13 protein-coding genes are annotated in these 13710 nt (G+C 69.3%); 6 read left to right on the top strand and 7 right to left on the bottom strand.

The genetic code is table 11. The features are described 5' to 3' along the window. Positions 1 to 102 precede the first annotated feature (102 nt). A complete protein-coding gene (locus GKZ92_RS16310; protein WP_155225439.1) occupies positions 103 to 1017 on the bottom strand; it encodes a hypothetical protein in 915 nt (304 codons plus the stop codon). Positions 1018 to 1099: 82 nt separating this feature from the next. Further along, positions 1100 to 1672: an HhH-GPD-type base excision DNA repair protein gene (locus GKZ92_RS16305; RefSeq protein WP_006357457.1), complete on the bottom strand. Its 573-nt coding sequence runs from the start codon at positions 1670 to 1672 to the stop codon at positions 1100 to 1102. A 130-nt stretch (positions 1673 to 1802) separates the two neighbouring features. Here GKZ92_RS16305 and GKZ92_RS16300 point away from each other — a divergent pair, with 130 nt between their 5' ends. Then, on the top strand, positions 1803 to 2255 hold the full coding sequence (locus GKZ92_RS16300) for a hypothetical protein (protein WP_155225730.1): 453 nt from the start codon (positions 1803 to 1805) through the stop codon (positions 2253 to 2255). A 10-nt stretch (positions 2256 to 2265) separates the two neighbouring features. Here GKZ92_RS16300 and GKZ92_RS16295 read toward each other — a convergent pair whose 3' ends face one another. From GKZ92_RS16295 to GKZ92_RS16280, 4 genes are all read right to left on the bottom strand, one after another. After that, the gene (locus tag GKZ92_RS16295) at positions 2266 to 2970 is read right to left on the bottom strand and encodes a lysoplasmalogenase (protein WP_035751167.1); all 705 of its coding nucleotides are present in this window, start codon (positions 2968 to 2970) and stop codon (positions 2266 to 2268) included. 7 nt (positions 2971 to 2977) lie between these two features. After that, positions 2978 to 4261: an alpha/beta hydrolase gene (locus tag GKZ92_RS16290; protein ID WP_155225438.1), complete on the bottom strand. Its 1284-nt coding sequence runs from the start codon at positions 4259 to 4261 to the stop codon at positions 2978 to 2980. A gap of 78 nt (positions 4262 to 4339) precedes the next feature. Further along, on the bottom strand, positions 4340 to 5242 hold the full coding sequence (locus tag GKZ92_RS16285; RefSeq protein ID WP_035751171.1) for a hypothetical protein: 903 nt from the start codon (positions 5240 to 5242) through the stop codon (positions 4340 to 4342). Between the two features lie 308 nt (positions 5243 to 5550). Further along, a complete protein-coding gene (locus GKZ92_RS16280) occupies positions 5551 to 6384 on the bottom strand; it encodes an Rv1157c family protein (RefSeq protein WP_155225437.1) in 834 nt (277 codons plus the stop codon). Positions 6385 to 6710: 326 nt separating this feature from the next. On the opposite strand from GKZ92_RS16280, the gene GKZ92_RS16275 reads away from it, so the two are divergent. The 4 genes from GKZ92_RS16275 to GKZ92_RS16260 are packed head-to-tail and all read left to right on the top strand — an operon-like array spanning position 6711 to position 11433. After that, positions 6711 to 7799 carry a thiamine ABC transporter substrate-binding protein gene (locus GKZ92_RS16275; RefSeq protein WP_127962695.1) on the top strand — a complete coding sequence of 363 codons (1089 nt, stop codon included), beginning with the start codon at positions 6711 to 6713 and terminating at the stop codon, positions 7797 to 7799. A 7-nt stretch (positions 7800 to 7806) separates the two neighbouring features. Continuing rightward, complete coding sequence (locus GKZ92_RS16270) at positions 7807 to 9468, top strand: ABC transporter permease (RefSeq protein ID WP_155225436.1); 1662 nt, start codon at positions 7807 to 7809, stop codon at positions 9466 to 9468. Then, on the top strand, positions 9465 to 10523 hold the full coding sequence (locus GKZ92_RS16265; RefSeq protein WP_127962697.1) for an ABC transporter ATP-binding protein: 1059 nt from the start codon (positions 9465 to 9467) through the stop codon (positions 10521 to 10523). The genes GKZ92_RS16270 and GKZ92_RS16265 overlap by 4 nt, the downstream gene beginning before the upstream one ends. Positions 10524 to 10536: 13 nt before the next feature. Next, a complete protein-coding gene (locus GKZ92_RS16260) occupies positions 10537 to 11433 on the top strand; it encodes an EamA family transporter (protein WP_155225435.1) in 897 nt (298 codons plus the stop codon). Positions 11434 to 11437: 4 nt separating this feature from the next. On the opposite strand, the gene GKZ92_RS23585 is transcribed toward GKZ92_RS16260, so the two are convergent. Continuing rightward, positions 11438 to 11614 carry a hypothetical protein gene (locus GKZ92_RS23585; RefSeq protein ID WP_196222013.1) on the bottom strand — a complete coding sequence of 59 codons (177 nt, stop codon included), beginning with the start codon at positions 11612 to 11614 and terminating at the stop codon, positions 11438 to 11440. 185 nt (positions 11615 to 11799) lie between these two features. Here GKZ92_RS23585 and typA point away from each other — a divergent pair, with 185 nt between their 5' ends. After that, positions 11800 to 13710 (top strand): translational GTPase TypA, encoded by a 1911-nt coding sequence (gene typA / locus GKZ92_RS16255; protein WP_006359473.1) that lies wholly within the window; start codon positions 11800 to 11802, stop codon positions 13708 to 13710.

Genomic DNA, 13710 nt, shown 5'->3' with positions numbered 1-13710 from the left:
GCTATCCGGTAAGCGGGAAGGAATCGGCCACGCGGAAACATCTACTACCGAAAGTCGTTGACACATCCAACGATTCGACGATCTCAGCGATCACCGTCGTGGCTAACCGTTGGTGTCTGCATCTGCCGGGGAGGCCCCGTTGCCGTTGCCGCCGGAGCCCTTGGGGCCGCGCGTGAGTCGCTTGGGCAGACGGTCGGCGAGACCGCCGAGGGGAGCCACCGTCTGATTCAGGAGGTCCACGGTCTCGGCGAGTTCGTGGACGGTGTCCTGCATGGCGATCAGGTTGGGTGCGAGCTGACCGATGACCTCGGCCAGCTCGGTGATCCGATCCAGCGGACCGCCCGGCGCGATGGCGCGTTCGACCGCGCCGCCCTCGCCGACCAGCTGATCGAGCAGACCGGCCTCGGCGGCGAACCGGTCCAGGATGCCTCCGGGCGCGGTGACCTTCTCCAGCATGCCGTCGGGTGCGGTCAGCTTGTCGACGACGCCGCCCTCGGAGGTGAGACGTTCGAGGATGCCCTCGTTCTCGGTGAACTGGTCGACGACCCCGCCGGGGCGGGTCAGGCGGTCGAGTGGGCCGTCCTTCGCGGTCAGGCGCATCAGGATGCCGCGTTCGTCGGCCATCTGGTCGAGAAGTCCGCCCTTGGCGGTGAGCTTCTCCAGCAGACCGTCGGATGCGGTCAGCCGGTCGATGACCCCGCCCGGGTTGAGGAGCCGTTCCAACGGCCCGCCCGCGGCCAGGATGCGTCCGAAGGGGCGGTCCGGACCCAGCAACTCGGACAGCTGGTTGAGAAGGGCGAGGGGGGTACGGGCCGCACTGAGTTCGTCCTCGACTCCGAAGGCCTGGGTGATCTCGTGCTGGACGCTGCCCGCGGTGATGCGTGCGATGGTGACGGCGGACTCGGCTGCAGCGAGGACCACACCGGTCACGGTGAACCCCAACCGGAGCGGCATCTGGAGGAGCGCACGAGTCGGGTCGGTCCCGTAGGGTGCGCTTCGGTCGGGAAGAGACTCCATGGTTCCCGACACTAGGCCACCGGCTCGCGATCGTGGGTGAAGCCGGGACGATTCGTGGGTCGGGTGACCCACGTCGGCGTCTCTACTCCGTCGCGGCCTTCGCTGCCGCCTTGGCCGCCTTCTTGAAATCGCGGACCTTCTGCAGCGAGTCGGGGTCGACGACGTCGGCGACCGAGCGGTATCCCTGCTTGCTGTAATCGCCGGCGACCTTGGTCCAACCGGACGGCTTCACGTCGAGCTGCTTGGCGACGAGCGCGACGAAGATCTTCGCCTTCTGCTCACCGAAGCCGGGCAGATCACGAAGGCGCTTCATCAGGTCGGCGCCGCTGCTCGCCTCGGTCCAGATGCGGGAGGCGTCGCCGCCGTACTCCTCGGCGACGACCTTCGCGAGCGCCTGCACGCGTCCCGCCATCGAGCGGCCGTAGCGGTGGATGGCCGGGGGAGTGGAGCAGAGGTCCGCGAAGGCCTCGGGGTCGGCGTCGGCGATCTCCACCGGGTCCATCGTGCCGAAGCGGTCGCGGATCTTGGCCGGACCGGCGAAGGCACGCTCCATCGGGAACTGCTGATCCAGCAACATCCCGACGAGCAGGGCGAACGAATCGGTCGAGAGCAGTTCGTCGGCCGCGGGTTCCTGGGCGATCTGGATCTTCGGCATGGGATCGATTCTGGCAGACGCGGTGCGCGCGCCGCTCTAGACTGCCCCCATGATCAGCGGGGAGAGCATGACGGGGCGAGCAGGATCACGAGGCGCGTTCCGCGCGGGCGTCGGAGCGGTCATCGCGGCGGTGGTGGCAACGGTCATCGGCGTCGTCGGGCCGGGGAGTGCGAACGCGATCCCGGACTACACCGAGCCGAACTACGTCACGACCCTGAACTGCACCTCGGCGAACCCGTGGCCCGCAGGACCGGTGAAGATCCGCGTCGACGTGTTCAACAACATCCGGTTCCCGGCCGACGGTCTGCCCGGGCCGGCGATCGCGCTCATCGGCACCGATCGTGCGAAACCCGTCGCACTGGAATACACCTACGACATCACGGTGTCGTGGCGGAACCTGCGGACCGGGCGCACCGGCACCGTCTTCGTGCCGGGACGCGGATTCACCGTCAAATGGCAGGTCGACATCCATCCCGGTCGTGGTCCGGTCGCGTTCACGATCAAGCAGAAGCTCGGCGCCCTGGCGTTCAACCCGATGGTCAACCCGCAGTACTCGTCGTGCAGCGGGCGCGCGACCGCCTGACCGGTCTCGATCAGCGTCGACGCAAGCGTTCGGCGAGTCCGCCTATGAGCAGGTACTGCGCGGCGAAGTAGCTGGCGAGCACCCACGCCTCGCCCGCCACCCGGACGCGCGGGTCGGTGACGAGGTGGCGGCGGTTGATGATCGCCAGATCCGACAGCAGGAACGTCACGCCGCCGATCCGCAACCGCGGCTGCGGATCGGACATGGCGCTCGCGGTCGCCGACATCGTCGCGAGGGTGTTGCCGTACGTGCCCAGGACGGGCAGCAGCGCCGGCCGGTGACGGGCCAGCACCGCGGCCGATTCGGCGAGCACCCCGACCCGGGGGAGCAGCTGTCTCGCCGACGGCCGGGCACCTGCGCGCCACATCGTCGCGACGTAACTCAACTGGGCTCCGGCGAACAAGGTCGCGCCGAGTCGCAGGTAGCGGTCCTTGGCGACCGGCTCGGTCTCGAACTCCTCGAGCAGCATCAACCGGTCGCCGGCCATCGAGAATGCCAGTGCGCCCGCCAATCCGGCGTTGTCGAGGGCGTCGCGCTCACGTGCCCCGGCCGCCGCCTGTGCCACCAGCAGCAGCATCGGCAGAGGCTTGGTCAGGCCCGCCGCCCGCCGGTGACCGAGAGCGCCGGTGACGGTGGCCGCCGCCGTCGTCGCCGCATAGGCGAGATCGAACGCCCGTTGCTTAGACAGGCGACGGTCCGGAAGACGGCGACCCATCATCGACTCACTTCAGGACTTTGGCGATGAAGGCGCGGATGTCGTTGTCGGACAACTTCGCCGACTGCGCAGCGTCGAGGGTGAGGTAGGTGCGGGCCTGCACCTTGCGATCGGCACGCGCCTGGTTCAGGTACTTCAAGGACAGCGGCACGACGACCGACGTGTCCTGGAGCGACTGGGTCATGATCACCGGCCTGACGAAGCCACGGCTCGGCAGGGCGGTGGCCTCGGTCAGCAGATTCGTCAGATCCGTGTTCCCCGACACCGGCTTGGCGAAGAGGGATCCCATGGCGAGACCGTCGACGTTCTTTCGGAACTCGGTGACGCATTCGTTGGCGGCCTTGGCCATCCACTTCTTACCGGTGTCGGTGAGCAGCGAGTCGACGTCGAGTCCCGGACGCACATTGCGGATCGCGCTGAGCGTGTACAGCGCGTCGGCGGCGAGACCGGACGGGATGCTCGCCGACGACGGTCCGAGATTGGCGAGGAGCGCTCCGAACTCGGCGGGGATCGACGTAGCCGCCGCGCCCCTGAAGTCCAGCGAGTTGCGCGCCTGCAGCTTCGGCGCGAGGCGAGCCAGCGTGATCGCGGCCGCGGCACCCTGACCCTCGCCGACGACGGCCCACGAGCGCGACACGGTGTCGGAGACGTCGCGTGCGGCGCTCACCGCGTCGACGATGTTGCGGGCGGTGGCCTCGAGGTCGTAGTACTGCGGGGTTCCCGGTGTGCCGACGCCCGCGTAATCGGTGGAGACGACGGCGTAGCCGCGGCCGAGCCACCGGCTCAGTTCGGTGGTGTCGTCCTTGGTCGGACGCTCCGACGGTGCGCACTTGTCGGCGATGCCGCGCGAGCCGTGCGCCCACGCGACGACCGGCCAGCCGCCGGCAGGTGCCCGGCCGGCCGGGACCATCAGCACGCCGGACGACAGGTGCGCCTTGCCGTCGGCGCCGGTACTCCAGTAGGTGAAGTCGTTGCCGGCGGCGGAGCCGGCGACCATGCGGTTACGGGGCAGGTCACGGTTGGCGTAGACGGCACCCGGCGCCTGGCCCGGGCCACGGGTGTCGATCGTGCCCGCGTTGTCGTCGGCGGGTGCGCCCGTTTCCTCGTCGGTGGCGTCGGTGGTTGCGCCGGGCGAGGGGGTGCTGGTCGACGGGGTGGTCGTGGTGGGTTCCGCGGCGGCCTCGGCAACGAGGCCGAAGGAGGTCAGGCCCATGGTGAGGGCTGCGGCGACCGCGACCGTGCGGGCGATGGAGGCACTCCGACGGGTGGAAGAGATGCCGTGCGTGTTCATGTGTCGTCTATTCGTTCGGTGTGGCGGTGGGGGTGGAAAGGTCAACGGCGAGAAGAGATCTCACGCGTAGACCGGGAGTCAGGCGTTGACGATGCCGACGGCCGGGAGGAACCAGCAGTTCTGGGAGCCGTTCTGCGCGGTGCCGAAGACCGCGGACAGGATGGTGCCCTTACCGGTCTTCACCGGGGCGAGACGCACACCCGAGAGCAGGGGCAGGGCGGTGAGGGTGGCGCCGTTCTTCAGCGGTTCGAGGTCGGCGAAGCCGCCCTGCAGAGTGCTGGTGTTGAACCAGGCGACCTGCATGGTGCCACCCTTTCCGGCCTTCGGGGAGGCCGGCACGAAGGCGTATGCGGTCTCGCCGTTCTCGACCACGTTCATCTTGTCCGGGATGCCTGCGATCGGCAGCATGTCGAGGAGCGGCTTGAGCCCGGCGATCGGATCGGTCTTCAGCGGCCACGGGCCCGCGACCGCGCCGGCGCCCGCGGTGACCAGACCGAGCGGGTTGTCGGGGGTGGGGGTCGTGCAGAAGGGGGCGACGGACGGGGTCAAGGTCTGGATGCCCAGGCTCTTCAGCAGTGCCAGCGGATCGGTGGAGGCCACCGGTCGGGGTGTCCCCGCAGCGGGAGCGGCGGCCGGCTGGGGCTGCGATGCGTCGAAGGGCAGCGCACCGGCACGTCCGACGACGTCCTGGACGGACAGCTGTCCGGAGCTGCCCATGACCGCCTGTGCGGCCTGGAGGGCCATCTGGTCGACGCCCGCCGACTTCAGCAGACGGACCGCGCCGGCCAGTTCTGCGTCGAACGGGATGGAATACGCGCTCAGCATGTTCGGCGGGAGGAGGGGGAGCGATGGGGCGGCCGAGGCCGGGGCGGTCGAGGTGACCGCTGCTGCGGCCATCGCCACGCCCACCAGGCCCACGCCGCAGCGCCGGATTCCGCGCCGACCGATCAGTGGACGTGTGAATCGAGACGTGATGGACATGGCACTCCTTCGAACAGCCGAACACCCCGCCACGTGTGGCGGGTGTGACAGATGGGACTTGAGTTAGAAGAGACCACGTGTGAGACGACTGCGGCAAGTCGCGAGTCCGAGCTGTGACATGCGCGCGATCGGTGAGATACCGACATTTCCGACGACCTGGGGTTTTGTCCTCGTAGCGAGTGAGACCGCCGCCACAGTCGGTTCGCGACACGTGGCGCGCGGGACGTCGCCGAGCGGATAACGGTCACAGAGACAACGACACCCCGGCGAAGTGCCGGGGTGTCGGTGAAGGAGAAGTCGACCGGAGGTCAGATGACGGCGAGGCCGATCACCGGCACGATCGTGCAGGACACGACCTGCTCCTTGGTCTTGGTGGTCACGTTTCCGTGGATCGCGGAGATGACGCGGCCCTTGCCGGTCCGGGCGATGCCGGTGAAGGTGCCGGGGCCGTCCTTGACGTTGATCTTCGGGTTCCGCTTCAGCGTGGTGGTACCGGTGCGGCCGGTGTCGACGTTGAGCCAGCTCACGATCAGCGGCTTCGCCTTGTTGTCGATGGCGGGGCCGGTGCCGAGTGCGGTGTAGACGTAGCCGCCCTCGCCGCGCTTCGGGCCGGGTGCCGGTGCTTCCTGGGGGCCTGCGGTGACCAGGGCGCGGCCCAGCGAGCCGCCGCCGGGGATGCAGCCGAGACCGAAGGTCGGGTACAGGAATTCCTGGATCTTCGGAGCGTTGGGGCCCTTCGGGATCTCCGGATCGCCGGGCTTGGGCTCGGCGGCCAGCTGGCGTGCCGCGGCCTTGCGTCCGGGCTCACCGAGGAAGTCGGCGACCGAACGCCAGACCTTGGAGACCTCGGCGGGCATTCCCGGCGTGTTGGCGAAGGCTTCGGCCTGCTGGAGGAGCTGGGCGTTGACCTTGCCGTCGGGGCCGGGGGTGGCCACCGAGCCGATGATCGCCGGGGCGAACGCACCGAGCGAGTCCAGCACGCGCTGGTCGACCTTGGGAGCGGGCGCGGCGCCGGCGACCGCCGGGAGTGCGAGGCCGGCCGCGGCAACGAGGGCCGAGGCGCTGAGGAACAGGCGGTTGCGCCGGGTCCGGTGCGGGCGAGAGGTGGTCGAACGCAACCTCGACGGCCGTGTGAAACGCACTGGTGGTGTCCTATCGGTCGTGGCGCTGCGTCGGCTGGGAGAACAAGCTTCGTGCGCCTCGTGGTCGTGTGGATCCTGGTCGTGGAAATTGCCCGGGGATTGACGGGTGTTCGTCGATCTTCCCACCCCGGACGTCGCGGGTCATTCTAAGCCCCTCGATGTCTTCTGTGTCCAGGTAGTCCGGCAGGTTGCGACTGTGACGTATGTGGTTATTGATGCAATTGTTACAGAAGTGATCTTTCGGGCGGCAAATCGTGCGTCGCGACGCCACCTGGTTGGATATGGGGGTGGATGGGACAGGGACAGCGAGTCGCAAGGAGTCGGATGTGACCCAACTGCCGGGCGTGAACGAGCTGCAGGCCGAGAGTGGCGGCCGTCGGCGTGGGTGGTCGGGGATCGCCTCCCGGGCCGTCGCACTCACCGTCGGACTGGGACTGGTCTTCACGACGGCGGTTGCCTGCGCCGACGAGTCGACGACAGGCGGACAGGTCACCCTGCTGACTCACGAGTCCTTCGAACTGCCCGAATCGGTCATCGACGGGTTCCGCCGGCAGACCGGGCTCACCCTCGAGATCGTGCGCTCGGGCGACGCCGGACAGCTGGCGTCGACCGTGTCGTTGACCCCCGGCGCACCCAAGGGTGATGCGGTCTACGGCATCGACAACACCTTCGCGTCCCGGCCGATCGAAGCGGGAGCCCTGGAGTCCTACGAGTCGCCGCTCGCCGTCGACGGGGCCGACGAGTACGCGGTGCCCGGTGCGGCCGACAAGCTGACCGCCGTCGACCGCGGCGACGTCTGCCTCAACATCGACGACGCCTGGTACGAATCACGATCGCTGACTCCCCCGGCGAGCTTCCGCGACCTGGTCAAGCCGGAGTACGCATCGCAAACGGTGCTGACCGATCCCGCGACCTCCTCACCCGGCACGGCCTTTCTGCTGACGACGGTCGGTGCCCTCGGCGACGGCTGGCAGGACTACTGGAAGCGGGTCGTCGGCGGTGGCGCGACCATCGTCTCCGGCTGGGAGGTCGCCTACAACCAGTTGTTCAGCGCGGGGGAAGGTAAGGGCGACAAGCCGATCGTGCTGTCGTACGCGTCCTCGCCCGCCGCGACCCCCGACACCAGCGCCCTTCTCGACAGTTGCTTCCCGCAGGTCGAGTACATCGGCATCCTCAAGGGCACCCGCAACTCCACCGGTGCGCGCAAGCTCGTCGACTACATGCTGAGCCCGGAGGTGCAGTCCGCGCTGCCGGAGTCGATGTACGTGTACCCGGTGCAGCGCGACGTCGAACTGCCCGAGGGCTGGCCGGCCCGCGCGGCCGTGCCGGAGTGGATGTCCTCGCTGCCGCCCGCCACGATCGCGGAGAACCGCGAGAGCTGGCTCGATCAGTGGCGTGACGCTGTCGGCAGGTGACAACCCGGTGAGCCGGGCAGGGGCGCGGCCCGCGGGCCGGACGGCGACGGTCGCCGGCCGGGTGGCACTACGTCTGATCCCGGCTCTGTTCATCGCAGTCCTCTTCGCCTGGCCGGTGCTCGCTCTCGTCCGCCGCGCGGTGAACCTGGCCGCGGCGTCGGGGGAGCGACTCGGTGAACTCCTCACCCGCACAGACGCACTCGCGCTCCTGGGGGTGACCCTCGGGCAGGCGGCGGCCTCGACCGTGCTGGCGCTCGTCGCGGCCGCACCGATCGCGTGGCTGTACGCCCATGTCGGCGGGCGGGCCTCGGTCCTCCTCGCCGTCGTGGTGACGGTGCCGTTCGTGTTGCCGACGGTGGTCGTCGGCGTCGCCTTCCGGTCGCTGCTGACCGGCCCACTGTCCTTCCTGCACATCCAATCCGGTCTCGGTGCGGTGCTGGCCGCGCACGTGTTCATCAACGTCGCCGTCGTCGTCCGCGTGGTCGGCGCGGCATGGCGGAACCTCGACCCCCGGTTGCTCGAGGCGGCGCGCACCCTGGGCGCCGGGCGGCTGCGTGCGACGCTGACGGTGGTGATCCCTCGACTGCTGCCCGCCATCGCCGGTGCCGCCGCACTGATCTTCTTGTTCTGTTCCACCAGCTTCGGCGTCGTGATCATCCTCGGTGCGGGGGAGTTGCGCACCCTCGAGACCGAGATATACACCCAGGCAATCGGCTACTTCCGTATCCCCGAGGCGGTGGTGCTGTCGATGGTGCAGATCGTCGTCGTGTTCGCGGCGCTGATGCTCACCCGCGTGTTCGCCGACCCCGCCGGGACGGGTTCGGCCCGTGGCGGTGTCGAACGGCGTCGGCGTGATGCGGCATTCGTGCACGGGCGGTTCGTGCGCCCGGCGATGTGGCTGGTGAGCGTGTGGACGGTGGTGCTGCTCGTCGGGCCGGTCGTTGTTCTGATCGCGCGGTCGGTGCGGCCGACGGTCGGCGGGGAATGGACGCTCGCCGGGTATCGCGCCCTCGCCGAACCGGTCAACGGGGTCACGCCGCTGGAGAGTCTCGAGTACTCGCTGGTGTCGGCGGCGTTCGCGACCGTCATCGCGCTGGTGGTGGGCGTGCTCGCCGCCGTCGCGCTCCACCGCTCCCGCGGGGTGGTCGGCGCGATCGCCTCGGCCATCTCTCTGGTTCCGCTCGGGATCAGCGCTGTCACACTGGGATTCGGATACCTGATCGTGCTGGCGTCGATGCCCTATGCCATCGCGGCGTCGCCGGCGATCATCCCGTGCGTGCAAGCGCTCATCGCCATCCCGATGGTCATCCGCATCATGCTCCCCGCGCTGGAATCGGTACCGGTCCGGCTGCGGCAGGCCGCCGCGACGCTGGGCGCCCGGCCCGCCCGCGTGTTCGCGACCGTCGACCTGCCGATCGTCGGCCGTTCGATGGGTGCGGCCGCCGGTTTCGCCTTCGTGATGGCGCTCGGCGAGTTCGGGGCCAGCAGCTTCCTGGCCCGTGCCGACACGACGACCCTGCCGGTGCTGATCGGTTCTGCGCTCAACCGGCCGGGCGCCGCCAACCTCGCGACCGCGATGGCCGCGTCCGTGGTGCTGGTCGCCGCGACGACCCTCGCCGTGCTGGTGGTCGAGGCGTTCCGTCCCCGATCGGAGGTGCCGCTGCTGTGAACGGAGAAGGCCCCGCGACGAGGTCCCATGCCCTCCTCGAGATCTCCGACCTCGCCGTCGCCTACGGCGGGCACACCGTGATCGACGGATTGTCCTGGCAGGTCGGGGGATCGGGGTCGCTGGTGACCGCCGTCCTCGGGCCGTCAGGGTGCGGAAAGTCGACGCTGCTCCGCGCCGTCGCCGGGCTGGAGCAGCCGACCCGCGGGGTCGTGCGCTTCGACGGTCAGGACCTCGCCGGGGTGGAGGTACACCGACGCGACTTCGGGGTGGTCTTCCAGGACGGACAGCTTTTCGGCGGACGCAGCGTGGCGTCGAACATCGGCTACGGACTGCGGATGCGGCGCTGGTCGCGTCGCCGGATCGCCGATCGCGTGACCGAGCTGCTCGACGTCGTCGGTCTCCCCGGCTTCGAGAAGCGTTCCGTCGACACCCTTTCCGGAGGGCAGGCGCAACGAGTCGCACTGGCGCGTGCCCTCGCTCCGCATCCGCGGCTGCTCCTGCTCGACGAACCCCTGGCCGCACTCGACCGACGCCTGAGAGATGAGCTGGCGGTGGAGATCTCGGAGATCGTGCGCGCGGCCGGCGTACCGACCGTCGTCGTCACCCACGATCACGCCGAGGCCGCGACCATGGCCGACGAGATCGCGGTCATGCGCGACGGCGCGATGGTGCAGGTCGCCACGCCCTCACAGCTGTGGCGACGTCCGCTGGACGAGTGGACGGCACAGTTCCTCGGCGTCACCACCGTCGTCGACGCGCAGGTGCGCGCCGGAATCGCCGACACCGTGCTCGGCGAGATCGCCCTCGACCTGCCCGACGGTTCGCGCCGGCTCGGGCTCCGCCCGGAGTCGGTCGAGGTCGTGGGTCCGGCAGGCACGGACGATCCGGGCGGGAGCCTCGCGACGGTCGTGCTCGTCGCCGAACTTCCGGCCGGTCCACGCGTGCGCATCGAGACGGCGGTCGGCGAGATCGACGCCGTGGCAGACGAATCCGTTGCCATCGGCGACCGGGTGCGGATCCGCCTGGTACCCGAGCGGGTCGCGGTCATCGGGTGACGACGGCCGCCTGATGACGGATACCGCGCGACGCGACCTCCTGCTCCCACCGGGATTGATGGTGCTCGGCGCGACGTCGATGTATCTCGGTGCGGCGGTCGCCGTCGGCCTCTTCGACGACGTCGCTCCATCGGCGGTGGCGTGGCTGCGCATCGCCGGCGCCGCACTGGTGCTGCTGATCTGGGTCCGGCCGCCGCGGCAGGCGTGGCAGTGGTCCCGCCTGCGGCTTGCCGGGTGCTTCGGCCTGATCACCGCGGGAATGAACATCACCTTCTACGAGGCGCTGGCACACCTGCCGATGGGTACGACCGTCGCGCTGGAGTTCCTCGGCCCGATCACGGTGGCGGCCTTGGGTTCCCGCACCCGACGCGACATCGCGGCACTCGTGCTCGCGGGCCTCGGCGTCGTCCTCATCGCCGACGTCCGATGGTCGGGGACCGGCGTGGGAGTGCTGCTCGCGCTGGCCGCCGCTGCGTGCTGGGCCGGTTACATCGTGCTGGGGAAGCGGGTCGCGGCGCGCGGGGCGGGCGTCGAGGACCTCGCCACGGGCTTCGTGATCGCCGCACTCGTGACCTCGCCGCTGGCGTGGTGGGTGCTGGAGGCGGTAGCCGGTCGGGGTTCTTCCGAGGCGGTGGGCGATGGGGTCTCTCCGGTCGCGCTGATCGGCCAGGGCCTGGTCCTGGGCGTGGCGTCGACCGCGATCCCGTACGCCCTCGACCAGGTCGTGCTGCGTCGCGTCGGGCGAGCGCGGTTCGCGATCCTGCTCGCGCTGCTCCCGGTGACGGCCGCGGTGATCGGCCTGATCGTCCTCGGTCAGGTTCCGCGGCCGCTGGAGGCCGTCGGGATCGCGGCAGTCGCGCTGGCGGTGGCGGTCCGATCGGTCGATGAGGACGAGATCCCGCCGAGCTGAGTGCTCAGGCGGCGCGTGCCTTCTTCAGCGCCTTGCTGAGTTCCTTCTTGCTCATGTCCGAGGTGTGGAGCTTGCGCATCCGGTGGATCACCACGGGACACCGCACGCACCGCGTGGTGCTCTTGCAGCATTTCTTCTTGGGCTTCAGAGAGCCCACCTTGGCCGCGTCGACCTTACCCATGCGGCGAGGTTAGCAGACCCTAATAACGGGTGCTCGGAAGCCTGTGATCGCGGTCTCACCACATAGACCGATACTCTGTAGCGTTGAATCCCTAGGTGATCTGCACTTGTCGCCGGTCAGAGCTGTTCGGCCGCGAGCTGAATGCCTGCCGCCGAGGCGGTCCCCATCAACACGAAAGAGAGCCTGTGAGCGCTGCCCCCACCTTCCGGAACGTCGCCATCGTCGCGCACGTCGACCACGGAAAGACCACCCTCGTCGACGCCATGTTGCGCCAGTCCGGCGTCTTCGGAGAGCGCGCCGAGGTCGTCGACCGGGTGATGGACTCCGGCGACCTCGAACGTGAGAAGGGCATCACCATTCTCGCCAAGAACACCTCGGTTCACCGGCGCCAGCCGGATGGCACCGAGGTGGTCATCAACGTCATCGACACCCCCGGCCACGCCGACTTCGGCGGTGAGGTCGAGCGCGGCCTGTCGATGGTCGACGGGGTCGTGCTGCTGGTCGACTCGTCCGAGGGGCCGCTCCCGCAGACGCGCTTCGTGCTCCGCAAGGCCCTCGCCGCCGAGCTTCCGGTGATCGTGGTCGTCAACAAGACCGACCGCCCCGACGCGCGCATCCAGGAAGTCGTCGACGAGACGCAGGACCTGCTCCTCGACCTCGCCTCCGATCTCGACGAGGAAGCCGCGAAGGCCGCCGAGCTCGTGCTCGAACTCCCGGTGCTCTACGCCTCCGGCCGCGCCGGCGTGTGTTCCATCGAGCAGCCCGCCAACGGCGAGATCCCGGACGCCGAGAACCTCGACGCATTCTTCGACGTCCTGCTCGAGCACGTCCCGGCGCCCAAGGGCGATCCGGAGGCCCCGCTGCAGGCCCACGTCACCAACCTCGACGCGTCGGCCTTCCTCGGCCGTCTCGCGCTCGTCCGCATCCACAACGGCACCCTGCGCAAGGGTCAGCAGGTGTCCTGGTGCCGCGAGGTCGACGGTGAGCCCGTCGTCGAGCGCGCCAAGATCACCGAACTCCTCGCCACCGTCGGCGTCGAACGCGCACCGGCGGAGTCGGCGGTCGCCGGCGACATCGTGGCCGTCGCGGGTATGCCGGAGATCATGATCGGCGACACCCTCGCCGACCTCGAGAACCCGAAGCCGCTGCCGCGCATCACCGTCGACGAGCCGGCCATCTCGGTCACCATCGGCACCAACTCCTCGCCACTGGCGGGTCGCGTGTCCGGTCACAAGCTGACCGCCCGCATGGTGAAGCAGCGCCTCGACTCCGAGCTCATCGGCAATGTGTCGCTGCGCGTGCTCGACATCGGCCGTCCGGACGCCTGGGAGGTACAGGGTCGAGGTGAGCTCGCGCTCGCGATCCTCGTCGAGCAGATGCGTCGCGAGGGCTTCGAGCTGACCGTCGGCAAGCCGCAGGTGGTCACCCGCAAGGTCGACGGCAAGGTCCAGGAGCCGTTCGAGCACCTGACGGTCGATGTGCCCGAGGAGTACCTCGGTGCGGTCACCCAGCTGCTGGCCGCCCGCAAGGGCCGCATGGAGCAGATGAACAACCACGGCACCGGCTGGGTCCGCATGGAGTTCATCGTCCCGTCGCGCGGTCTGATCGGCTTCCGCACCGACTTCCTCACCGAGACCCGCGGTACCGGTATCGCCAACGCCGTCTTCGACGGTTACGACGCCTGGGCCGGCGAGATCCGCGCCCGCCACACCGGCTCGCTCGTGAGCGACCGCTCCGGCACGGTGACCCCGTTCGCGATGATCCAGCTCGCCGACCGCGGCACGTTCTTCGTCAACCCGGGCGACGACAGCTACGAAGGTCACGTCGTGGGTATCAACCCGCGTCACGAGGACCTCGACATCAACGTCACCCGCGAGAAGAAGCTGACCAACATGCGTCAGTCCTCCGCCGACGTGATGGAGACGCTGGCCAAGCCCATGCAGCTCGATCTCGAGGCCGCCATGGAATTCTGTGCCGCCGACGAGTGTGTCGAGGTCACCCCTGAGGTCGTACGGGTGCGTAAGGTGCACCTGGACTCGAACACCCGCGCCCGTGAGCGTTCGCGGGCCAAGTCCCGGGACGCCGCGGTCAGCTGA

Source organism: Gordonia sp. 135, from assembly GCF_009720185.1.
Classification (GTDB): Bacteria; Actinomycetota; Actinomycetes; order Mycobacteriales; family Mycobacteriaceae; genus Gordonia; species Gordonia alkanivorans.
Note: the sequence above shows the minus strand (reverse complement) of the source record. Positions and strands in the feature narration are given on the sequence as shown.